The 19792-nt window shown below is 72.0% G+C and carries 22 protein-coding genes and 1 pseudogene; 13 read left to right on the top strand and 10 right to left on the bottom strand.

Features of this window, described 5'->3' with window-relative positions:
• Positions 1 to 23: 23 nt before the first annotated feature.
• Positions 24 to 1439, bottom strand: coding sequence for an ATP-binding protein (locus ACGRHY_RS13755; RefSeq protein WP_394635635.1), 1416 nt, complete (start codon positions 1437 to 1439; stop codon positions 24 to 26).
• Between the two features lie 337 nt (positions 1440 to 1776).
• Here ACGRHY_RS13755 and ACGRHY_RS13750 point away from each other — a divergent pair, with 337 nt between their 5' ends.
• Positions 1777 to 2001, top strand: a complete 225-nt coding sequence (locus tag ACGRHY_RS13750) for a hypothetical protein (protein ID WP_394635634.1) — start codon at positions 1777 to 1779, stop codon at positions 1999 to 2001.
• 264 nt (positions 2002 to 2265) lie between these two features.
• On the opposite strand, the gene ACGRHY_RS13745 is transcribed toward ACGRHY_RS13750, so the two are convergent.
• Positions 2266 to 2529, bottom strand: a complete 264-nt coding sequence (locus tag ACGRHY_RS13745) for a GlsB/YeaQ/YmgE family stress response membrane protein (protein ID WP_394635633.1) — start codon at positions 2527 to 2529, stop codon at positions 2266 to 2268.
• A 116-nt stretch (positions 2530 to 2645) separates the two neighbouring features.
• Positions 2646 to 4730, bottom strand: coding sequence for a PhoX family protein (locus ACGRHY_RS13740; RefSeq protein ID WP_394635632.1), 2085 nt, complete (start codon positions 4728 to 4730; stop codon positions 2646 to 2648).
• 283 nt (positions 4731 to 5013) lie between these two features.
• Here ACGRHY_RS13740 and metG point away from each other — a divergent pair, with 283 nt between their 5' ends.
• The gene (metG, locus tag ACGRHY_RS13735) at positions 5014 to 6630 is read left to right on the top strand and encodes a methionine--tRNA ligase (protein ID WP_394635631.1); all 1617 of its coding nucleotides are present in this window, start codon (positions 5014 to 5016) and stop codon (positions 6628 to 6630) included.
• A gap of 425 nt (positions 6631 to 7055) precedes the next feature.
• Entirely contained in the window at positions 7056 to 7466 is a 411-nt protein-coding gene (locus tag ACGRHY_RS13730; protein WP_394635630.1) for an SH3 domain-containing protein, read from the top strand.
• 518 nt (positions 7467 to 7984) lie between these two features.
• Here the strand turns inward: ACGRHY_RS13730 and ACGRHY_RS13725 are convergent.
• Entirely contained in the window at positions 7985 to 8572 is a 588-nt protein-coding gene (locus ACGRHY_RS13725) for a TetR/AcrR family transcriptional regulator (protein WP_394635629.1), read from the bottom strand.
• Between the two features lie 91 nt (positions 8573 to 8663).
• On the opposite strand from ACGRHY_RS13725, the gene ACGRHY_RS13720 reads away from it, so the two are divergent.
• Positions 8664 to 9506 carry an alpha/beta fold hydrolase gene (locus ACGRHY_RS13720; protein WP_394635628.1) on the top strand — a complete coding sequence of 281 codons (843 nt, stop codon included), beginning with the start codon at positions 8664 to 8666 and terminating at the stop codon, positions 9504 to 9506.
• A 108-nt stretch (positions 9507 to 9614) separates the two neighbouring features.
• Here ACGRHY_RS13720 and ACGRHY_RS13715 read toward each other — a convergent pair whose 3' ends face one another.
• Positions 9615 to 10100, bottom strand: a complete 486-nt coding sequence (locus tag ACGRHY_RS13715) for a hypothetical protein (protein ID WP_394635627.1) — start codon at positions 10098 to 10100, stop codon at positions 9615 to 9617.
• Complete coding sequence (locus tag ACGRHY_RS13710) at positions 10097 to 10528, bottom strand: ATP-binding protein (protein WP_394635626.1); 432 nt, start codon at positions 10526 to 10528, stop codon at positions 10097 to 10099. Before ACGRHY_RS13710 ends, ACGRHY_RS13715 begins: the two co-directional genes overlap by 4 nt.
• 263 nt (positions 10529 to 10791) lie before the next feature.
• Here ACGRHY_RS13710 and ACGRHY_RS13705 point away from each other — a divergent pair, with 263 nt between their 5' ends.
• The 3 genes from ACGRHY_RS13705 to ACGRHY_RS13695 are packed head-to-tail and all read left to right on the top strand — an operon-like array spanning position 10792 to position 12076.
• A complete protein-coding gene (locus ACGRHY_RS13705) occupies positions 10792 to 11643 on the top strand; it encodes a helix-turn-helix domain-containing protein (RefSeq protein ID WP_394635625.1) in 852 nt (283 codons plus the stop codon).
• A 12-nt stretch (positions 11644 to 11655) separates the two neighbouring features.
• Complete coding sequence (locus tag ACGRHY_RS13700) at positions 11656 to 11853, top strand: DUF397 domain-containing protein (RefSeq protein WP_394635624.1); 198 nt, start codon at positions 11656 to 11658, stop codon at positions 11851 to 11853.
• A 22-nt stretch (positions 11854 to 11875) separates the two neighbouring features.
• Complete coding sequence (locus ACGRHY_RS13695) at positions 11876 to 12076, top strand: DUF397 domain-containing protein (protein ID WP_394635623.1); 201 nt, start codon at positions 11876 to 11878, stop codon at positions 12074 to 12076.
• A gap of 73 nt (positions 12077 to 12149) precedes the next feature.
• Here the strand turns inward: ACGRHY_RS13695 and ACGRHY_RS13690 are convergent, their stop codons facing one another.
• Positions 12150 to 12791 (bottom strand): hypothetical protein, encoded by a 642-nt coding sequence (locus tag ACGRHY_RS13690; protein WP_394635622.1) that lies wholly within the window; start codon positions 12789 to 12791, stop codon positions 12150 to 12152.
• A gap of 164 nt (positions 12792 to 12955) precedes the next feature.
• Positions 12956 to 13336 carry a winged helix-turn-helix transcriptional regulator gene (locus tag ACGRHY_RS13685; protein WP_394635621.1) on the bottom strand — a complete coding sequence of 127 codons (381 nt, stop codon included), beginning with the start codon at positions 13334 to 13336 and terminating at the stop codon, positions 12956 to 12958.
• A gap of 121 nt (positions 13337 to 13457) precedes the next feature.
• Between ACGRHY_RS13685 and ACGRHY_RS13680 the strand changes: the two genes are divergently transcribed.
• Entirely contained in the window at positions 13458 to 13865 is a 408-nt protein-coding gene (locus tag ACGRHY_RS13680; RefSeq protein ID WP_394635620.1) for a RidA family protein, read from the top strand.
• A 49-nt stretch (positions 13866 to 13914) separates the two neighbouring features.
• On the opposite strand, the gene ACGRHY_RS13675 is transcribed toward ACGRHY_RS13680, so the two are convergent.
• Both ACGRHY_RS13675 and ACGRHY_RS13670 read right to left on the bottom strand, forming a co-directional pair.
• Complete coding sequence (locus ACGRHY_RS13675; RefSeq protein ID WP_394635619.1) at positions 13915 to 14382, bottom strand: NUDIX hydrolase; 468 nt, start codon at positions 14380 to 14382, stop codon at positions 13915 to 13917.
• 115 nt (positions 14383 to 14497) lie between these two features.
• Complete coding sequence (locus ACGRHY_RS13670) at positions 14498 to 14995, bottom strand: N-acetyltransferase (protein WP_394635618.1); 498 nt, start codon at positions 14993 to 14995, stop codon at positions 14498 to 14500.
• 150 nt (positions 14996 to 15145) lie between these two features.
• Here ACGRHY_RS13670 and ACGRHY_RS13665 point away from each other — a divergent pair, with 150 nt between their 5' ends.
• The 5 genes and pseudogenes from ACGRHY_RS13665 (at position 15146) to ACGRHY_RS13645 (ending at position 19692) form a co-directional block, all read left to right on the top strand.
• Positions 15146 to 15835 (top strand): hypothetical protein, encoded by a 690-nt coding sequence (locus ACGRHY_RS13665; RefSeq protein ID WP_394635617.1) that lies wholly within the window; start codon positions 15146 to 15148, stop codon positions 15833 to 15835.
• Between the two features lie 68 nt (positions 15836 to 15903).
• Positions 15904 to 16280: pseudogene (locus ACGRHY_RS13660) on the top strand (YrdB family protein).
• Between the two features lie 303 nt (positions 16281 to 16583).
• Positions 16584 to 17966 (top strand): oxygenase MpaB family protein, encoded by a 1383-nt coding sequence (locus tag ACGRHY_RS13655; RefSeq protein ID WP_394635616.1) that lies wholly within the window; start codon positions 16584 to 16586, stop codon positions 17964 to 17966.
• Between the two features lie 131 nt (positions 17967 to 18097).
• The gene (locus ACGRHY_RS13650; protein ID WP_394635615.1) at positions 18098 to 18946 is read left to right on the top strand and encodes a TIGR02452 family protein; all 849 of its coding nucleotides are present in this window, start codon (positions 18098 to 18100) and stop codon (positions 18944 to 18946) included.
• Positions 18947 to 19089: 143 nt separating this feature from the next.
• Positions 19090 to 19692: a TetR/AcrR family transcriptional regulator gene (locus tag ACGRHY_RS13645; RefSeq protein WP_394635614.1), complete on the top strand. Its 603-nt coding sequence runs from the start codon at positions 19090 to 19092 to the stop codon at positions 19690 to 19692.
• Positions 19693 to 19792: the final 100 nt, after the last annotated feature.

Here is a 19792-nt window from a genome sequence, read left to right as displayed (position 1 = left end):
CACACCGGGTGCGGGCTCCGGGCTCAGCTCCAGGCGGTGATCAGTTCCCCGGGACCGAGTACGCGGATCCCGTCCACCGTGGCGCCCGATCTGGTCACCGCGTACAGCGGGACGTCCTCGTCCGCGCCCGGGAGCTGGGAGCGGTGGATCAGGAGGCGGGAGAGGTCGCGGGCGTCGAAGGGGCGGTTCTCCAGCCACTTGACCGAGCCGACGGCCGTGATCCGCTTGGCGATCGGCGCCCGGTCGGCGCCGACGATGTCGATCTCGGGGTCGTTGGTGCGGGTCCAGTAGCCGCCCACGGCCCCGGTTCCCTCGGGCAGTCCGCCCTCCCGGATTCTCAGCAGCGCCTCGCGGACGACGGGTTCGACCGCGCGCCCCCGCCAGGCCGCCCACGAGCGGCGGACCCTCTCCAGGGTCAGATCGCCTCTGCCCCGTTCGACCTCCGGCAGGTGCGGGCCGAGGAAGGCCAGCCAGAAGCGCAGATGGGGATCGGCGACGTGGTAGCGCGTCTCCTTGGAGGGGCGCGTCGACAGCGGCGTGGCCGCATCGACCACCCTCTTGGCTCCGAGCAGTCGCAGCGCCCGGCTCAGGCTGGCCTTGGGCAGGTCGCCCGCCTCACGCCCGATCAGCGAGTACGTCCGCTCCCCCGCTCCGATCGCCCCGAGCACCAGCCGGGCCTGGGCGTCCGCCGGGAACTCGGCGGCCAGCGACCGCTCCCCGCTCACGACGAGTGCGGAGGTGGGGTCGGTGAGCGCGTCCTGGAGGTAGTCGAAGACGCCGCCGCCTCGTGGCCATTCCTCCAGCACCAGCGGCAGCCCGCCGGAGACTAGGTAGGCGTCGAACGCCTCGGCGGGCGGCAGGTCCAGCATCCCGGCCACGTCGGAGGGGTTGAGCGGTGGGACCACCATCTCCGTGCCGCGCTGGTGGAACGGGCGGTCGTAGTCGTTGAGCCGCTCCATCATCGCCAGGTCCGAGCCCACGCACAGCAGGAGCGCCGGTCTGCGGGAGAACTCCCGGTCGAAGAGTTTCTGGAGGGTGCCCTCGAAGCCGGGGTCGTTGCCGATCAGATACGGCATCTCGTCCAGCACGACGACGGCGGGGCGGTCGTCGGGCAGGGCCGTGACCAGCAGGCGCAGCGCGGCGTCCCAGTTGCGGGGCGACTGGCCGGCCAGTTCCGCCGCGCCCGGGAGGTCCGAGGCGGCCAGTTCCTCCATGAACAGGCCGAGGTCGGCGGAGAGAGTGGACTGGGCCGAGGCGGTGAAGAACAGGCTCGGCAGTCCGGAGCGCTCGATGAACTCCTCCACCAGCCTCGATTTGCCCACTCGCCGCCGCCCCCGGATCAGTACGGCCCGGCCGGGCCGGTCGCCCCGCTCCGTCTTGCGCAGTATCCGTCCCAGCAGGGCCAGCTCCCGCTCGCGCCCGATGAAGCCGTCCGCCATCGACACCTCGCCTCGCAGAGAGTCTCAGCTGTGAGGGTTCCATCTTTGGAATCCTCAAACATGAGGGTATCAATTTTGGAACCCTCACAGACGGAACTCTTCTCTGCCTTCTCACCCCCTCAGCCGTTCGCCCCGCGCGTGCGCGGCGGCGCCGGGCCGGCGGCCGAAGCGGCTTCGCGGGCGCGGACGCTCCCCGGAGCGCGCGACGGGGCGCACCGTGGGACGTCGTAGGGCAGATCCACAATCCGTTCGTAACTTTTCCGCTCACCGGCAGATATGCACGGCGAACGGTGAACGGCGATCGCCGTGACCGGATGAGAGCGAGAGGAGAAACACGGTGAGACGGAACCGGACGACGCGCGGGTGCGTGGTGGCGGCGGGGGCGGCCGTGGTGGCGGTCGCGCTGCCGGGCGGGGCCGCGCCGGCGTGGGCCGACGAGACCCACCGCGGATCGCACAACGGGCCGACCGTCGCGCTGATCTCCACGGGGCAGATCGACGACCCGATGGAGGACGTACTGGAGCACGCCGCGCTCGTCCAGCGGGACCACCACACGGGCTGAGTCCGTGTCCGACACCGGCTCCGGGGTGAGGGAGCCGGCCCTGCCCGGTGGGTTCGGACGGAGCCGGGCGGGGCCGTCGCGCCGGAGGCGGCGGAGGCCGGGGCACACACCACCCCCGGTCTCCCGGCTGTCCGCGGGACCGGGTGGGGCCCGGTCCCAGGCAGCCGAGAGCCCGGCGGAAGGCGGCTGTGGGGGCCGCTCTTCCGCCGGGCCGGTGCTTCCCGAAGGCGCCGGGCGCAAGGACCCGGCGGGCAGGAGGTCCCGTCAGGTGCGGACCTTGGCGCGTTCCACGGCGGCGACACCCGCCGCGGCCAGGCCGATCTGGATGAGCAATTCGATCCAGTCGACGCCGCCGGTGTCCGCGACACCGATCCCGGCCGCGATGAACGTACCGATCAGGGCGGCGACGATACCGACCGCGATCGTCCACAGGACACCGATGCGCTGGCGGCCCGGCAGGACCAGCCGCCCCAGCACACCGACGACGATGCCGATGACGATCGCGGTTATGATGCCGGTTATCTCCATGACTTCACCCTTTCGGGACGGTTTTCTCACCTCCTCCTTCCCGGTACCGGCCCATGCACACAAGGACATGTCAAGTTGTCAAGAGCCGGCGGTCCGGCCCGGCAGCCGGGCCGCGCTCAGGCGCCGATGCCCCGGCCGTCCTCGCGCCAGACGGCGACGACCGACGGCCGGACGACCTTGCCCGGCCCGTCGGGCCAGGCCGAGGCGGGCTGCTCGTAGCTGGCGCCGTCCACCTCGCCCGGGTGCTGCACCGCGACCAGCACCCGGCGGTCCTGAATGATCGGGCCGCAGGTCTCGGCGCCGACGGGCACCGTGAGGAACTGCCGCACCTCGCCGCGCCGTCCGCCCGCCGTGGCCACGCCGAACAGGCCGTCGTTGGAGCCCAGCGCGTTGCCGTCCGTGGACAGCCACAGGTTGCCGTAGTCGTCGAAGGCGATGTTGTCCGGGCAGGAGATCGGACTGACCTGGTCCTTGGGGAAGCCGCCGTAGTAGGTGGAGGGGTCCTCCGGGTCGCCGCAGACCAGGAACAGGCGCCAGGCGAAGCCGTCGGCCGCCGGGTCGTCCCAGTGCTCGGCCAGCTCCAGCACCTGGCCGTGCTTGTTGGCGTTGCGCGGGTTGGCCTCGTCGGCGGCCGGGTTGGAGTCGACCCCGCGCCGGGAGTTGTTGGTCAGCGCGATGTAGACGCGGCCGGTGCGCGGGCTGGGCTCGACGTCCTCGGGACGGTCCATCTTGGTGGCGCCCACCTTGTCGGCGGCCAGCCGGGTGTGGACGTAGACCTCCTCGGCGCTCATGCCGGGGACGTGGGAGGTGGTGCTGGTGGCCAGCGGGATCCACACGCCGGAGCCGTCGAACTCGCCGTCGGAGGGGAGCTTTCCGCTGCCGTCGATCCCGTCGGCCGGGCTGTCGCCGGTCAGCTTCGCCACGTAGAGGGTGCCCTCGTCCAGCAGCGTGAGGTTGTGCTCGCGGGCGGCGCGGCTGTCGCCCTTCATCATCCGCCTGGAGGAGACGAACTTGTAGAAGTAGTCGAAGCGCTCGTCGTCGCCCATGTAGACGACCGGACGGCCGTCGGCGGTCAGGCGGGGCTCGGCGGCCTCGTGCTTGAAGCGGCCGAGCGCGGTGCGCTTGCGCGGCACGGAGTCGGGGTCGTACGGGTCCACCTCGACGACCCAGCCGAAGCGGTTGGCCTCGTTGGGCTCCTTGGTGAGGTCGAAGCGGTCGTCGAACCGCTCCCACTTGCGTCCCGACGCGCCGCCGCTCATGCCGTACCGCCTGAGCCTGGCCTTCACCTCCGGGTCGGTGACGGAGGCGGCGCCTGCGAAGTACTGGTTGAAGTTCTCCTCGCCCGACAGCGCCGTGCCCCAGGGGGTGGTGCCGCCCGCGCAGTTGTTGAGGGTGCCCAGCACCCTGGTGCCGGTGGGGTCCGCGGAGGTCTTCAGCAGGTCGGACCCGGCTGCTGGGCCGGTGAGGCGGAACTCGCTGCTGGTGGTGAAGCGGCGGTTGAGGTGGTGGCGGGGGACGGCCGTGAGCTTCCCCGTGCGGCGGTCCTCCTCCACCACGACGACGGACAGTCCGTGCGCGGCCCAGGCGATCTCCACCTGCTCGCGCGTGGGGTTGTCCGCGTCGTAGCCGGTGAACATCAGCTCTTCGTCGGTGTACTCGTGGTTGGCGAAGAGCACCTGGCGTCCGCGCTCGCCCTTGAGCGGCAGCAGGGTGAGGAAGTCGTTGTTGTAGCCGAACTGGCCGGCCTGCGCCTTCGCGCTCTGCTTCTCCGGGTCGAAGGCGGGCGCGCCGCGCAGGATCGGGTCGCCCCAGCGGATGACGACGTTCTGGGCGTAGCCCTCGGGGACGGTCACCGCGTCGGCGGTGTTCGGCGCCACGGGCGCGAAGCGCAGGCCGCGCGCCGCCCCGCGGACCTTCCCGCGGCCCTTCTCCCAGCCCTTGCCCGGTGCGGCGGCGGGGGTCGCGGCGGCGGGCGCCCGGCCGATACCGACCGCCACCCCGGCCGCGGCGGTGGCGCCGACGACGGCGCCGGCACGCAGCACCGAGCGGCGGGAGAGGGCGGCGGCGATGACATCGCCGGCGTACTCGTTGCCACTGTTGTTGGGCACCTCGTGGAAGCAGGCGTCGCCGCAGCGGTAGCGGCAGGTCAGGGCGGCTCTCCCGCCGGGGTGCGAACCGATCAGCGGCAGCAGTTTGCGCATGGTCCCCTCCGGATGTTCGGTGTCTACGCGTGTCGGACGCTAGGCGCGCGGCCACGACGGGGGGCGACTCGGCGGTGAACGCGGGGTGAATCCGCCCCGTGGAATCGGCAGGCCGTTCGGCGGCCACCGGCGCGCCCGCCGTGGCCGGATCCGTACGGTCGCCGCACCGGCACGACCGGTGTCCGAAGCCCCCTCCCACGCCCTTCCCCCGGCCGTCCAGGCGCCCCCGCGCACGGCGGTATCCGGACCGGCGGCACGGCCCCGGACCGTTAGGATTTCCCCCATGGCGGCCACTGGAAAAGAGCAGCAGGGGGCGAAGGCGTTCTACGTCACGACCCCCATCTACTACGTCAACGACGCTCCGCACCTGGGCCACGCCTACACGACCGTCGCAGGCGACGTGCTCACCCGCTGGCACCGCCAGCGCGGCGAGAAGGTGTGGTACCTCACCGGCACGGACGAGCACGGTCAGAAGATCATGCGCACCGCGGAAGCCAACGGGGTCACCCCGCAGGAGTGGTGCGACAAGCTCGTGGAGGAGGCGTGGAAGCCCCTCTGGGAGCACCTGGGGATCGCCAACGACGACTTCATCCGCACCACGCAGGAGCGGCACACCGCCCGCGTCCAGGAGTTCGTGCAGGACCTGTACGACAAGGGCGAGATCTACAAGGGCGAGTACGAGGGCCCGTACTGCGTGGGCTGCGAGGAGTACAAGTCCCCCGGCGACCTGCTGGACGGCGAGGGGGAGCGGGCGGGCGGGAAGCTCTGCCCGATCCACAAGAAGCCCGTGGAGATGCTCCAGGAGGAGAACTACTTCTTCAAGCTCTCCGAGTACGGGCCGAAGCTCCTGGAGCACTACGAGAGGCACCCGGAGTTCATCCAGCCCGAGTCGGCACGCAACGAGGTCGTCAACATCGTCCGCCAGGGCCTTGAGGACCTGTCGATCTCCCGCTCCACCTTCGACTGGGGCGTGAAGATCCCCTGGGACGACAAGCACGTGATCTACGTGTGGATCGACGCCCTGATGAACTACGCCACCGCCGTCGGCTACGGCTCCGACCAGAGGAAGTTCGAGGAGACCTTCCCCGCCGACGTCCACCTGGTGGGCAAGGACATCCTCCGCTTCCACGCGGTGATCTGGCCCGCGATGCTGATGGCGCAGGGCCTGCCGCTGCCGGGGAAGGTCGCCGCCAACGGCTGGCTGATGGTCGGCGGCGAGAAGATGAGCAAGTCCAACCTGACGGGCATCTCGCCGCAGCAGCTCACCGGGCACTTCGGCGTGGACGCCTACCGCTGGTACTTCCTGCGCGCCATCGCCTTCGGCCAGGACGGCTCCTTCTCCTGGGAGGACTTCTCCGCCCGCTACACCAGCGAGCTGGCCAACGACTACGGCAACCTCGCCTCGCGGCTGGCCGCCATGGTGAACAAGTACTTCGACGGGCTGCTGCCCGAGTCCAAGGCGGACGGCGAGGCCGAGCAGGCGGTCCGGGACGGCATGGTGAAGGCCGTGGCCGAGGCCGACCGCCGCATCGGCGACGAGCTGGACTTCGCGGGCGGCATCGCGGCGGTCTTCGACTTCATCAAGCAGGTCAACGGCTACCTCACCGAGCAGGAGCCGTGGAAGGTCGCCAAGGACACCTCGCCCGAGGCCCAGGAGCGGCTGGCGACGATCCTCTACACCGCCGCCGAGTCGCTGCGCGCCTGCGCGGTCCTGCTCAACCCGGTGATGCCGCGCACCTCCGGCCTGCTGTGGGATTCGCTGGGCGCGCAGGCCCCGCTGGGCGCCCTGGCCGACCAGCGCGTCCAGGACGCCGGTGCCTGGGGCCTGCTCCCGGCGGGCACCCGGGTCACCAAGGGCGCGGCGCTCTTCCCGCGCCTGGAGAAACCCAAGGGCGCGTAGCCCGCGTACGTACGCCCCCACTCCCCGGCCCCCGGCCGCCCCGATCCGTCGGGGCGGCCGGGGGCCGGGGTGTGTCCGCCGGCGGCCGCACGACGGGAGACGGTCCGCCGGCTGTGTCGACGGACCGTCACGAGAGGCAGAGGCCGGAGACAGGGCCTTCACATGTTGCCGCCGCAGGGGCCGAAACCCTTCCGCACAGGGCCGGAAGCGACTCGGTATCGGCAGGCCGAGCGCGTAACAAGCGTTTTTCCGAAGACTCCGCATACGGCCCCTCGCACCCTCTCCCCACATGGCCGAAAAAGGCGGGAGCGAGCCATGAAAAATTCCCGCCCCGGGACTGGCCGAAAAATGTCTTCCCGCTTGATTATTACAGGATGACGATATTACGTATCACTCGAGAAAGATCCCAGGAGAGGAATTCCTGTATGCGAACCGCACTGAAGACGACCGCTGCCGTCGGGGCCGCCTTCCTGCTCAGCCTGGGTGTCACCGGCGCCACCGGCGCCCATGCCGCCGAGGCCACGCAGGAAGCCACCGCCGCAGCGACGCCGAAGGTGCAGACCACTCCGGTCAAGGTGCAGAACACCCAGGTCTACGCATGGCTGCGGGCCAACGTCCGGGCCCAGCCCAACACGAGCAGCGAGATCCTCAGCTACGTGGCCCCGGGCTACACCTACCCCGCGATCTGCTGGACGTACGGCGAGACCGTCACCCTTGAGGGCTACACCAACAACAAGTGGGTCCTGATCGACCGGACCTGGCCGAAGCAGAACGGCTACGTGACCGCCATCGCCCTCAGCGGCGACAGCACCGGCGGGGTGCCCAACAAGTGCTGAGTCACCGGCCATCCCGGTGACATCTCCGTCTGCGGGGTCCGGTCTGCCGAGTCGACGGCCACCGGGCCCCGCAGGTCTCTCCCCGAACCGGAAAAACCTCCATCGGTATCCGGCGTGAGGGATTGTCTTCCGCTATCTCAGTCCAGAGCCGGACGGGACGGCCGCTTTCCCGGAAAACGGCCGGGGAATCGCGGATTCGCCGGGTCGACCCGGGGGCGTTGACCCGTTTCCGGCCCTGTGTGGATAGCGGGACCGTTCCATACCACCTGGGCCGAACGGAATGGGCCTCCTCCGACATCACTCCGGGCCATCCGGAGAAGGCCGCGGCGTATTTTCCGGACGGAAGACCGGGGGCTTGTCGGACGGACGGGGACGGGCTCGGCGGCCAGGGCCGCCGGGCCCGTCCCCGCGCACCGCCGCCCCGGTGACGCCCTGCGCGGGGGCCGACCGCGCGCCGACCGCCCCCTCCCGGCCGTACGGCCATGACACCCCGCCGGGCGCCGGGGCGCGTACGGCGCTCACGCCGCCGGGGCGCGTTCCCCGGCGGCGTCCAGCGCGCACCGGATGAGGGTGTCGGCGGCGGCGCGGGCGTGGCCCGCCATGTCCGGGTCACGCGATATGGCGGCCGTGGTCTGGGCGCCCTCGGCGAGGAGCACGAGCTGGGGGGCGAGATGGTCCGGGCCGCCCGCGGCCCGGACCAGTGCGGCCACCTCGCGCCCGAAGGACTCCTTCTGCTCGCGCACCGCCTCGGCGATCCGGTCGCTGCCGCCGCCCAGTTCGCCGAACACGTTGATGAAGGCGCAGCCTCGGAAGTCGTCCTCGCGGAACCAGCCGGCCAGGAAGTCGAAGACCGCCAGCAGCCTCTCGCGCGGCGTCCCGGCCCCGTCGACCGCGTCGGTGATGCCGGCGTTCCACCGGTCCGTGCGGTGCCGCAGCACGGCGACGATCAGCTCCTCCTTGGAGGGGAACAGCGCGTAGATGCGCTTGAGCGAGACGCCTGACTCGCCGCGGACGGCGTCCATGCCGACGGCCTGCACCCCCCGGGCGTAGAACAGCCGGTCGGCGGCGGACACCACCCGTTCGCGCGCTGTCTGCTCATCGATCACGAGAACTCCCCTTGCAAAGAGAACCAACGTTCTCTACTGTAGTCGACAGAGCGAGAGAACGACCGTTCTCCGCAGTGGAGAGGATGCTCCCATGGGCTACGTCAAGGTCGGCAGCGAGAACACCACCGACATCGAGCTGTACTACGAGGACCAGGGATCGGGGCAGCCGGTCGTCCTCATCCACGGCTACCCGCTCAGCGGCCACAGCTGGGAACTCCAGACCAGGGAGCTGCTGGCGGCCGGGTACCGGGTCGTCACCTACGACCGCCGCGGCTTCGGCCAGTCGAGCAAGGTCGGCACCGGCTACGACTACGACACCTTCGCCGCCGACCTGAACACCCTGCTGGAGACGCTGGACCTGCGCGACGTCATCCTGGTCGGCTTCTCCATGGGCACCGGTGAACTGGCCCGCTACGTCAGGACGTACGGCCACGAGCGGGTCGCCAAGCTGGCCTTCCTGGCCTCGCTGGAGCCGTTCCTGGTGCAGACCGACGACAACCCCGGCGGGGTGCCGCGCTCGGTCTTCGAGGGCATCGAGGAGGCCGCCCGCGCCGACCGCTACGCCTGGTACACCCAGTTCTTCAAGGACTTCTACAACCTGGACGACAACCTCGGCACCCGCATCAGCCAGGAGGTCGTCACCGCCAGCTGGAACACCGCCACCTCCTCCGCGCCCGTCGCCGCCTACGCGGTGGTACCCGCCTGGATCGAGGACTTCCGCGAGGACGTGGCCGCCGTCCGCGCCGCCGGCAAGCCCTCGCTGATCCTGCACGGCACCGGCGACAACATCCTGCCCGTCGACTCCACCGGGCGCCCCTTCCACAAGGCCTTCCCGGAGGCGGAGTACGCCGAGGTGGACGGCGCGCCGCACGGCCTGCTGTGGACGCACGCAGCCGAGGTCAACGAGGCCCTGCTGGCCTTCGCCGGCAGGTGACCGTCCGAGCGGTCCGGGTACGGGACTCCGGGGCCGGGTCCGCCGCGGGGCGGGCCCGGCCCCCGGGCGTCGGGGCGGGGCGTCGGGGCGGGGCGTCGGGGCGGGGCGTCAGCGCAGGGCTCGGGCGGAGAGCCGGTAGCGCAGGCCGTCCCCGTCCGGCGCGGTGAGGACGTGGAGGCCGCCGTCCCCCAGGACCCGCAGGGCGTCGCGGTCCGTGATCCCGTCCAGCGGCCGGCACCGCAGGACGGCGGCCGGGTCCGGCCTGCCGGAGCCGTCCGGCCCGCACGGCCGGCCGGGCTCGTGCGGGCGGATGGTGCCGGGCGCGGCCCAGGGCGCGTCCGGGGACGGGTCGATACGGTCGGCCAGGCGCGGGGCCTGGGCGCGTATCCAGCGCAGGGCTCGGCGGGGGTTGCGGGCCCGGTGGCAGTCGAGCAGCCACTCCCGGTGGGTGTCCGCGTCCAGGACGGTGGCCTCGCACCAGACGCCGGTGCCGCCGGAGTTGCGGGCGGCGGCCACGGCGAAGCCGGTCAGCGCCGCGCTGACCGTCATGGTCAGCGCGCCCAGGCACAGGGCGGTGAAGTCCATCGCGCTCACGTCCCCTCGCGCGAGGCGCGCAGCTCGAACCAGACCCGTTTCCCGGCCGGCTCCGCCCCTCCGGTCCAGCTCACGCCCCAGGCGTGGCTGAGCGCTTCCACCAGGAACAGCCCGCGCCCGCCGGTGTCGTCCTCGGCCGCCTGACGCGGTCGGGGGACGCCGCGTTGGTCGCCGTCCCACACGGAGACGACCGCGCCCAGCCGTGTGACGGCGGCCCCGACCCACAGATGCGGTACGCGGGTGTGCACGACGACGTTCGTCACCACGTCGCTGACCAGCGTGCGGGCGGTGTCCAGCAGCCCGTGGTGCCCGGCGGCGCACAGCCACGCCGCGACCGCGTCGCGGGCGACTCCCGGGGTGGTGGGCAGGGCGGGCTCGGTCAGCCGGTAGACGGCGGTGGCGGGTCTGCCGGGTGCGGTCACGGTCATCTGCGTCTTCTCCCAACGCGGTTCGTTCGCGGTTCGCTTGCATTTCGCTGCGGAGCACACGCGCCCACCACCGTGGCTCGGCCGCCCTCCCCCGCCCGCGACGGTACGCGGGCAGGGGAGGCCAACTGCACTTCGGGTTCACTGGCGTTCACGCTGAGCTACCGAGGGCCATAGGACACTCGGGATAAACATGACTACCGATTCGCGAGGATCCATGTGGATCCCCTTGGACCACTTCACTCGTAAGAGGGCAGACTGTCGCCATGCCACCGAGGACAGTGACGACCGCCCGGCAACGGCGACTTGGCACCGAGCTGCGCAAGATGAGGGAGGCGGCCGGGTACAACGCCCGCGAGGCCGCTGCGATCCTCGGCATCGACCACACCAAGATCAGCCAGGTCGAGACCGCCCGCTTCGGCGTCAGCGCCGACCGGGTGCGCACCCTCGCCGGCGCGTACAGGTGCGACGACCAGGCGTACGTCGACGCACTCGTCGCCATGGCGACCGACCGAACCAGAGGGTGGTGGGAGGAGTACCGGGGCGTCCTGTCCGCAGGCTTCCTCGACGTGACGGAGTTGGAACACCACTCCGCCTACCTCCGCACGTACCAGATCGTTCACGTACCTGGCATCGTGCAGACAGAGGCATACGCACGCGCTGTTTTCGAGTTCGGGTTTCCCCGCCTCTCAAGACGCGATATGGAGGTCATGCTCGACCATCGGTCGCAGCGAGCCAGAGTCCTGGAGCGGGCGGAACTTTCCGGCTACACAGCACTGATTCATGAGACGGCTCTGCGGATGCGCTTCGGGGGCCGTGAGGTAACTCAAAGGCAACTCGACCACCTGCTGCAGATCTCGGAGCATCCAAAGGTCACCGTACGGGTGATCCCGTTCGACTCCGACGGCGTCGCCGGTTCAGGCCAGGCGGTGCTGTACGCGGGCGGGCCAGTCCCCCAACTCGACACAGTTCACCTCGACTCGGCGCACGGGCCGATCTTCCTGGATGCCGATGCCCAGCTCCGGTCGTACCGGCAGCTCCTCTCCGCCATGGAGAAACGGGCCCTGGGCGTCAAGAAGTCGCGGGATCTCATCAGAGAATCCGCTCACCAACTGTGAAAGGACAGACAGATGTCTGAGATTGCCTGGCAGAAGTCGTCTTTCTGTGCCGGTGGCGGGAACAACTGCGTGGAGCTTCGCTCCGACGCCGGGGCGATCCGGCTCCGCGAGAGTGAACGGCCCGGGCAGACCATCGCCATCACGACCACCGCGCTGCGGACGCTGATACTCAGCGCCAAGGCGGGCGAACTCGACCATCTCACACACTGACTCCCCGGGAGGACGAGCCGACATGTCCGCACCCATCGAGTGGCACGCCGCATCCTGCGGCGGAAACGGTGGCAACAACTGCATCGAGATCGCCCGGGACGGCGATCGCGTCCTCATGCGCGAGAGCAGCAAGCCCGACGAGATCGTCGTCACCACGCCCACCAAGCTCGACGCCTTCCTCAAGGGCATCAAGGCCGGCGAGTTCGACCACTTCGTCGACTGAGCACCGGCGGGGGTCCGGGAGGAGCCCCGCCGCTTCCCGGTCCCGCCCCCGGCGGGACCGGCTCACCGGGCCGTCAGCGCGCCGGACCCTCCACCACCTGCTTCAGCACCTGCGACGCCTCCCGGTCCGATATCTGCGCGTACACCTTGTCCGGCGCTCCCGAACCGCCCTTGCGGTAGCCGATCTTCGACGGGCACTGCGGTTGCGGAGTCCTCGTGATGGTGTCCACGACGCGTCCGGTGCGCAGTTCGTAGACGGTGTAGGTGAACGTCTGGGAGTACATCGGGTAGCTCTCCTGCGGATCCAGCCGGCCGGACTCCGCGTACTCGCAGTCGCGCTCCCGCTCCTCGCCCCGCTCCCCCTTGCCGCAGGCCAGCAGTTCGATCTCGGAGACCGGGGTGGTCTTCGACAGATCCGGCAGCCCGTCGAAACTCACGCGCTCCTGCAGCACCGTGCCGGTCATCACGTCCTTGTCGGTCCGGTATCCGGAGCGGAAGACGGCCGTGCGGTGCGGTCCGTCGCCCGAGTACTTCGCCGCCCCGGGGTGTCCGTCCCCGATCTCCGAGCACAGTTCGGAGAGCTGGACCACGGTCCTGATCCTCTCGGCCCTCGGCTCCGGGGAGGCGTCGGCCTTCCCTCCGGAGTCCCCCGAGCAGGCGGCCAGTGCGGCCAGCAGCCCGCCGACGGCGAGCGGAGCGGTTACGCGTCGTGCCATCGGCATGAGACCTCCCAGTCCCCGTTGCGCCCACGGCGCGCACCCGTGAGCCCCCGTCAGGTGAACCGCCGCGCTGTGGGCGGGTCCGCGCTCAGCCTGTCCGCCCGCGAGCGTAGCGAACGTCCCGCAGGGGGAGGGGGAGCCCGATTCCCTCGCAGCGTAGGTCAGTTGTCGAAGCGGCTGCGGGCGGTCTCGATGTGGCCGAGGTAGCGGTGGGTCCAGTCGCACATCACGTCGACCGCCTCGCGCAGGTCCCGGCCCGGCTCGGTGAGGGTGTACTCGACGCGTGGCGGCACGGTGGGGTGCACCGTCCGCTCGACCATGCCGTTGCGCTCCAGCATGCGCAGGTTCTGGGTGAGCATCTTGTGGCTGACGCCCTCGACCTCGTCCCGCAACTCGCTGAACCGCAGGGTGCGCTCCCCCAGGGCCTCGATGATCAGCAGGGCCCACTTGTTGGCGATGTCCGAGAAGATCTCCCGCGCCAGGGAGTCCGCGCGCCGCAGGTCCGCTTCCTCGGGGGAGTCCCCGAACTGCTTGGTCACCATGAGGTTCCCCAGTCACTCAAAAGTGCGTTCTTCCAGGTCAGCACAGACTCTCCTACGGTTTCCGAGTAACCGCAAGAGACCACGGGAGCCCACGGGTGCCCGGACGAGGAGACGAACTGACATGGCCATCACTCTGGTGAACCCCGGCGGACTGCCCGCCACCGACGTCTACCGGCAGGTGTCGGTCGCGTCGGGCTCGAAGCTGGTCTTCGTCGCCGGGCAGGTCGCCTGGGACGCCGAGGGCAACACGGTCGGCGCGGGCGACCTGGCCGCCCAGGTCGAGCAGTGCTACCTCAACGTCGCCGCCGCCCTGGCCGGGGTCGGCGGGACCTTCGACGACGTGGCGAAGCTGAACGTCCACGTCGTCGGCTGGACCCCCGACAGGATGCCCCTGCTCCTGGAGGGGATCTCCCGGGCCGCCGCGAAGCTGGGCACCACCCCGGTCCCGCCGGCCACACTGCTGGGCGTGGCGGCGCTGCACACCCCCGAGCACCTGGTCGAGGTCGAGGCCACCGCCGTCCTGGACTGAGCGCCCGCCCCGGCCGGGGCACGCGGGACGGGCGGACGCCGGCAGCGCCTCAGTGCTGGATCAGGCCGCCGACCGGGACAGGGTCGACATGGCCGGTCGGCGGAAGGTCCCGCGCCAGGGCGAGGCCGACGTCGACCAGCGACAACCGGCGCAGGCCGGTGACGTCGGAGACCGGGGTCCAGACCGACTCGACGATGTCGCCGTCCGGCTCGGGCCGGAGCCGGCCGCCGGTGATGCGGACCCGGTAGAAGACGCCGACGTTCTGGTGCACGACCCCCTCACGCGTGGCGGTCGCGGGAATCAACCGCGAGTCCACCCCCAGCAGGCGGTCCACCACCGCCGAGCAGCCTGTCTCCTCGGCGACCTCCCGGATCACCGCGTCGAACGGGTCCTCCCCGTGCTCGACCCCGCCGCCCGGAAGAGTCCACCTGCTCCCGCCGTCCGGGAGTAAGTGACGGGCGAGCAGCACCCGCCCGTCCTCGACGCACACGGCATACGCCGCCAGCCGGAAACTCATTCCCACTCCCCCTGCCGGACCTTGTCCGGCGTCCATGGTCCGCGTATCACCACACGAGACAGAACCAGACGAGCGCGAGCGCCGCCAGACGGCGTCGCGCCGCGCCGGGGGCCTGTCACGCGGCGGGCGGCAGTGCGAGCCAGTCCTGCCAGCTGATGTCGCGGCCGATGTAACGGGGCTGCCGGAAGGGCCAGTCGGCGTCGATCCACCGCGGCACCAGCGCGTCGAGCGCGCGCTCCTCCTCGCCGCCGACGAGGTCGTCCACCACCCACCAGGAGATGTCCGCGTCGGAGCCGGTGCGCTCGGGCGGGTCGATGTAGGCGCAGCCGTAGAGCACCGTCTCCTCCTCGTTCAGCAGCGCGTAGTTGAACGACTGGTGCGCGGCGATCTCCTCCTCGTGCCGCAGCAGGTCGACGCGGTCCTCCTCATAGGTCATCGTCTCCGGGGGCCAGCCCCAGGCCGGGCCGAAGATCTCCCACAGGCGCTCCCGGGAGCCCATCACGGCGGGGTAGTCGATGGGGGTGTCCGCCTCCCGGATCGGCCGCAGGTGAAGCGCGGTGCCGGGGACGGGCACATGGACGGGGTGGACGAAGTCGTCGGGGAGCCAGCTCATGAGGGCCGAAGCTACCGCCGACCGGCGCGGGACGTCCCGGCATTTTCCGCACACCGGCACCGGCACCGGCACCCGCACCGACGCGGGCGCCCCGGCCAACAGGGGAGTTTCCGTTTCCGAGCCGTTGCCGGTGCGCTAGGGTCGCGGGCCATGACGGGGCGGGCAGTGCGGTGGGCGGGGTTGGCCGGGGCGGTCGTATCGGCTCTGGCGGTGATGGTCGGCATGGCGCTGACCTGGGCGACGGGGCCGAACGACTACCAGGTCGTGGGGGCCGACGCCGCATATCTGGACGGCTACGTGCCCGGCGTCGTCCATCCCGTCGCACAGTTCTACGTGCACAACACCACCCAGTTCGCCGTCGTCGCGGTCCTGTTGGCCGTGACGGCGGGGGTGCGCGGCCCGCGCGCCCGCTTCGCGGCCTGCGGCGCGGCGGTGTCGGCCGCCGCCGTCCTCGTGCTGGCGGGTGTCGCGAGCCTCCTCGAACCCGAGAGCTACTGGGAACCGTACGAGGTGCTGCGGTTCCGGCTGTACGCGGTGGTGTTCGCCGTGGCGGCGGTGGTGGTCCTGGCCGGGGCGGTCGCCCTGCTGCTGCGCACGTACGCCGTCCACCACGGCATCACCGTCGCCTTCCCGCTCGCCCTGTGCGCGCTCCACCTCTCCGCGCTCCTCGTCCTCTCCAGCACGCTCGGCCCCGGCGCGACGCTGCACGGCGGAGCGTGGTTCGCGGCGCCCGCCTACCTGTTCGCGGGGGTGTTCGCCGCGGTGGCAGCCTACGGACCGGGCCCGCGGACCGGTCCGGACTCCGGCACGCCGGGGAGGGCCCCGCTGGCGTCCGTGTAGCCCGTCTCCTGCGAGACTCCGGGCGGGCGGCGGGACACCGGCGTCCGGCCGGCGGAACGGGGACGACGATGAGGCTCGGGTACCACCCGGCCCTGCTGGGGCTGCGGTTCCTGCTGGAGCTCGCCGCGCTCGCGTGCTTCGCCTACTGGGCCTGGCACACGGCGGGCCCCGGACCGCTGCGGTACGCGGCGGCCTTCGCCGCGCCGCTGTGGCCGCGGTGGTCTGGGGGGTGTTCGCCACCCCCGGTGACGGCTCGCGCTCCGGGGAGACGGTCGTCGCGACGCCGGGTCCGGTGAGGCTGGTGCTGGAGCTCGCCCTCCTCTTCGGCGGTGCCGCCGCGCTGTACGCGGCGGGGGCGCGCGTACCCGCCCTGGTGCTCGCCGGGGTGCTCGCGGTCTACCACGCCCTCTCCCTGGACCGGATCGCCTGGCTGCTGCGGCACTGACCGCCGGGTGCCCGGACGGGCGGTCACCGCGCGGGGACCGCGGTGCGGGGCACCCTCCCGGCCCTGTCCTGTCACACCCGGCCCCCGGTGTGACGCCGTACGCCGGGCCCGGCCGCACCCGCGCCCACGGAGGCGCGGGGCCCGTTCCGCGGCACCGGTTCCGCTCGCGCGCACGGCTTCCATGCACGGCGAGCCCGTGATTCACACCTTCCGGTGACGCGGCGGCTCTCCGGGACCCGCCGGCCCCCGGCCGCGGCCACGCTGGGGCGGACTCCACACCACCGCGAACCCCGGAGCGGCCCCATGCCCAGCACCGACCTGCCCGGCCCCGGCTCCCTCCTGCGCCGTACCCTCGGCGAACGGCGCATCGCCCTGGTCGCCTGGCGGCTGCTGGTGCTCCAGACCGCACACCCGGTCGTCGCCGCCGGGATGGCCGACCACTCCACCTACCGGGCGCACCCCTGGCGCCGTGTGCAGCACACCATGGACAGCGGCAAGCGCCTGTTCTTCTCCGACGCCGACAGCCTGCGCCGGGAGGTCGCCCGGCTGGAGCGCACCCACCGCCGCATCCGGGGCGCCGACGGGCGGGGCGGGGCGTACACGGCCGAGGATCCCGAGGTGCGCGCCTGGGTGCTGGTCACCCTCTACGAGTCGATGACGGCGATGCGGGAGCTGTCCGGCGACCCGCCCACCCCCGGGCAGCTCGACGAGCTGTACCGGGAGTTCCTCGCCGTCTGCGCCGAGTTCGGGCTGCCCGGCCACGTCCTGCCGCCGACCGCCGCCGACGTGCCCGCGTACGTCGACCGCATGGTCCGCGAACGGCTGGAGTACGGCGGCGAGGTGAAGTACCTGCTGTTCGGCATCCTCCGCGAGGCGCCCTGCCCGAGCCGGCTGCGGCGTCTGCGGACCTTGTGGCCGCTGCTGCGGGTGGTGGTCGCACGCACCCTGGCGGCACTGACCGTCGCCGATCTGCCGCCCGCCTTCCGGGAGCGCTTCGGACTGCCGCGTCCGCGTGCGGCGGCGCTGCTGTCACGCGTCCTGCACCACGGCGCGCGGCACCTGCTGACCCGGCTGCCGGACCGGCTGCGCTACCGCGTGCCGCCCACCGGGGCCGTGCCGCGCCCCCGGGCGCCGCGGCCCCCGCGGCACGACCCGCGCCCGCCCCGGCTGGACGCCTTCTTCCGGCAGGTCATGGACCAGACCGGGGACGGGTACGTCGACGCCGCCGACCTGCGGGCCATGGCCCACAACGCCTGCTGGCAGCTGGAGCTGACCACCGAACGGGAGGACGAGGTCTACGCCGCCTTCGACGCCTGGTGGCGGCACATGGGCGCCACCATGGACACCGACGGGGACGGCCGGGTCGGCCGGGCGGAGTTCGTGGCCGCCACCCTCGCGGGCTGCGACCGCGACGCGCGCTACCTGGAGGACGGCCTCCACATCGCCGTACGCGCCCTCTTCCGCGCGGGGGACACCGACGGGAGCGGGGAGATCGGCCCCGACGAGTACCGCGCGCTCTTCGGCGGCTCCCGGGTGCACCCGGCCGAGCTGAACGACGGCTTCCGGCAGCTCGACGCGGACGGCGACGGGCGGCTCACGGAGGAGGAGTTCGTGCGCGGCTTCACGGAGTTCTTCACCGCCCGCGTCTCGACCGTCGCGGGCAGCAGGCTGCTCGGCCGGCCGTGAACGGCGGCGGGAGGCCGGACGCCCGGCCTCCCGCCGCGGAGAGCCCGGGAATTCCTTTGCGCGCCGGGCCGCCGGTCGCCGACGATCTCACCGTCATACAGCACGGGGCACGGGGGGCACGGGAGACCGGCATGAGCGCATGGCTGCGCGGGATCGCGAAGCAGACCGAGGAGATCGTCGAGCGGGGCTGGTACACGGCGCCCGGCGGCCGGGAGGTGTCCATCGCCGGGGCGGTCGCCGCGGCGGTGGAGGGGACCGCTCTGTTCGGCCCCGTGCCCGTGCCCGGGGCCGGGGAGCGGCTGCCCACCGTCTTCGAGGTGACGGAGGAGAGCAGTCTGGAGGCCGCCCGCCGACTGGTCACCGGTGGTTCCGGTGACGGCCCGGACCCCGGCGGCCCGGTCGCCGTCCTCGACTTCGCCTCCGCGCGCAACCCGGGCGGCGGCTACCTCAACGGGGCCCAGGCGCAGGAGGAGGCGCTGTGCCGCGCCTCCGCGCTGTACGTCTGCCTGCTGCGCGCTCCCGGGTACTACGAGCACCACCGGGCCGAGCGCAGCCCCTTCTACAGTGACCGCGTCATCCACTCGCCCGGTGTGCCGGTCTTCCGCGACGAGCGCGGTGCGCTGCTGGAGGAGCCGTTCCAGGCGGGCTTCCTCACCTCGCCCGCGCCCAACGCGGGCGTCATCGCGCGACGCGCCCCCGAGGAGGCCGGCCGCGTCCCCGGCGCGCTGCTCGTACGCGCCGAGCGGGTGCTGGAGGTGGCCGCGGCGCAGGGCTACCGGCGGCTCGTGCTGGGGGCGTGGGGCTGCGGGGTGTTCCGCAACGACCCGGCGGTCGTCGCGGGCGTGTTCCGATCGCACCTGGCCGGCGGCGGCCGGTTCGCCGGGCGCTTCGCGCACGTCGTCTTCGCCGTCCTCGACCGCCGAGCCGGCTCCCCGACGCGGGCGGCCTTCCACCGGGCCTTCGCCGGACTCGCCGGGTAGCCCCGGCGGGACGGGACAGGGCGATCCGGACAGGCCGAACGCGGCACGGAAAACGGAATCGTTTCGATACTTTTGCGTTTCGATCCCCCGGCCCCCTACACTCCAGGTGTACGAAACCGTTTCGTTCCCACCGGAGGGCGCAGATGTCCGATCAGGCGGCCGCCGCCACACCCACCCGCCGCACCCGGCTGACCCCGGAGCGGGAGCACGAGGTGTTCACGGCCGTGGTCGCCCTGGTGCGCGAGCAGGGGTACGAGGCGCTGACGATGGACGCGGTGGCGACGCGCACCAAGTCCAGCAAGGCGACCCTCTACCGCCAGTGGGAGAGCAAGCCCAAGCTGGTCGCCACCGCTCTGCGCCATCTGGGCAAGAGCCACACGGAGGACGCCGACACCGGTTCCCTGACCGGGGACCTGCGGCAGATGGTGAGCGACTTCATCTGCCACGCCTCCGAGGACACCGCCCTGCTGAACGGCCTGGCACACGCCGTCTCCAAGGATCCCGAACTGTGGCAGGCCCTGTACGAGCTGCACATCCGGCCCGGCCTGGAGGCGTTCGACGCCGCCGTGCACAGGGCCGCCGAACGCGGAGAGGTGGATCCCGCCAACCCGGCGATCGAGTTCGTCCCGCACCTGATCATCGGGGCGCTGGGCACCCGCAAGCTGATCGAGAACCGGGACGCGGACGCCGCGTACATGGAGCGCTATCTGAACGCGGTCGTCTTCCCCTCGCTCGGCCTCTCCTGACCGGCCGGTCCAGGCCGGCGGCCGGGGCGGGCGTCCCGGCGGCCGGACCTCCCGTCCTTTCCCGAGTCCCAATTCCTCCCAACCAGGAGTCCTCACTCTC

It is taken from the genome of Streptomyces shinuiensis, from assembly GCF_043660855.1.
Lineage (GTDB): Bacteria > Actinomycetota > Actinomycetes > Streptomycetales > Streptomycetaceae > Streptomyces.
The sequence above is the reverse complement of the archived record's forward strand: the minus strand, read 5'-3'. Positions and strand labels throughout refer to the sequence as shown.

Bases quoted from the DNA above. Each gene is read 5' to 3' on its own strand.
- ACGRHY_RS13665 (WP_394635617.1), top strand. From the start codon at position 15,146: ATGACGGGGCGGGCAGTGCGGTGGGCGGGGTTGGCCGGGGCGGTCGTA.
- ACGRHY_RS13720 (WP_394635628.1), top strand. From the start codon at position 8,664: ATGGGCTACGTCAAGGTCGGCAGCGAGAACACCACCGACATCGAGCTG.
- ACGRHY_RS13730 (WP_394635630.1), top strand. From the start codon at position 7,056: ATGCGAACCGCACTGAAGACGACCGCTGCCGTCGGGGCCGCCTTCCTG.
- ACGRHY_RS13655 (WP_394635616.1), top strand. From the start codon at position 16,584: ATGCCCAGCACCGACCTGCCCGGCCCCGGCTCCCTCCTGCGCCGTACC.
- ACGRHY_RS13645 (WP_394635614.1), top strand. From the start codon at position 19,090: ATGTCCGATCAGGCGGCCGCCGCCACACCCACCCGCCGCACCCGGCTG.
- ACGRHY_RS13690 (WP_394635622.1), bottom strand. From the start codon at position 12,791: ATGGCACGACGCGTAACCGCTCCGCTCGCCGTCGGCGGGCTGCTGGCC.
- ACGRHY_RS13700 (WP_394635624.1), top strand. From the start codon at position 11,656: ATGTCTGAGATTGCCTGGCAGAAGTCGTCTTTCTGTGCCGGTGGCGGG.
- ACGRHY_RS13695 (WP_394635623.1), top strand. From the start codon at position 11,876: ATGTCCGCACCCATCGAGTGGCACGCCGCATCCTGCGGCGGAAACGGT.
- ACGRHY_RS13685 (WP_394635621.1), bottom strand. From the start codon at position 13,336: ATGGTGACCAAGCAGTTCGGGGACTCCCCCGAGGAAGCGGACCTGCGG.
- ACGRHY_RS13710 (WP_394635626.1), bottom strand. From the start codon at position 10,528: ATGACCGTGACCGCACCCGGCAGACCCGCCACCGCCGTCTACCGGCTG.
- ACGRHY_RS13680 (WP_394635620.1), top strand. From the start codon at position 13,458: ATGGCCATCACTCTGGTGAACCCCGGCGGACTGCCCGCCACCGACGTC.
- ACGRHY_RS13755 (WP_394635635.1), bottom strand. From the start codon at position 1,439: ATGGCGGACGGCTTCATCGGGCGCGAGCGGGAGCTGGCCCTGCTGGGA.
- ACGRHY_RS13670 (WP_394635618.1), bottom strand. From the start codon at position 14,995: ATGAGCTGGCTCCCCGACGACTTCGTCCACCCCGTCCATGTGCCCGTC.
- metG (WP_394635631.1), top strand. From the start codon at position 5,014: ATGGCGGCCACTGGAAAAGAGCAGCAGGGGGCGAAGGCGTTCTACGTC.
- ACGRHY_RS13675 (WP_394635619.1), bottom strand. From the start codon at position 14,382: ATGAGTTTCCGGCTGGCGGCGTATGCCGTGTGCGTCGAGGACGGGCGG.
- ACGRHY_RS13740 (WP_394635632.1), bottom strand. From the start codon at position 4,730: ATGCGCAAACTGCTGCCGCTGATCGGTTCGCACCCCGGCGGGAGAGCC.
- ACGRHY_RS13705 (WP_394635625.1), top strand. From the start codon at position 10,792: ATGCCACCGAGGACAGTGACGACCGCCCGGCAACGGCGACTTGGCACC.
- ACGRHY_RS13650 (WP_394635615.1), top strand. From the start codon at position 18,098: ATGAGCGCATGGCTGCGCGGGATCGCGAAGCAGACCGAGGAGATCGTC.
- ACGRHY_RS13745 (WP_394635633.1), bottom strand. From the start codon at position 2,529: ATGGAGATAACCGGCATCATAACCGCGATCGTCATCGGCATCGTCGTC.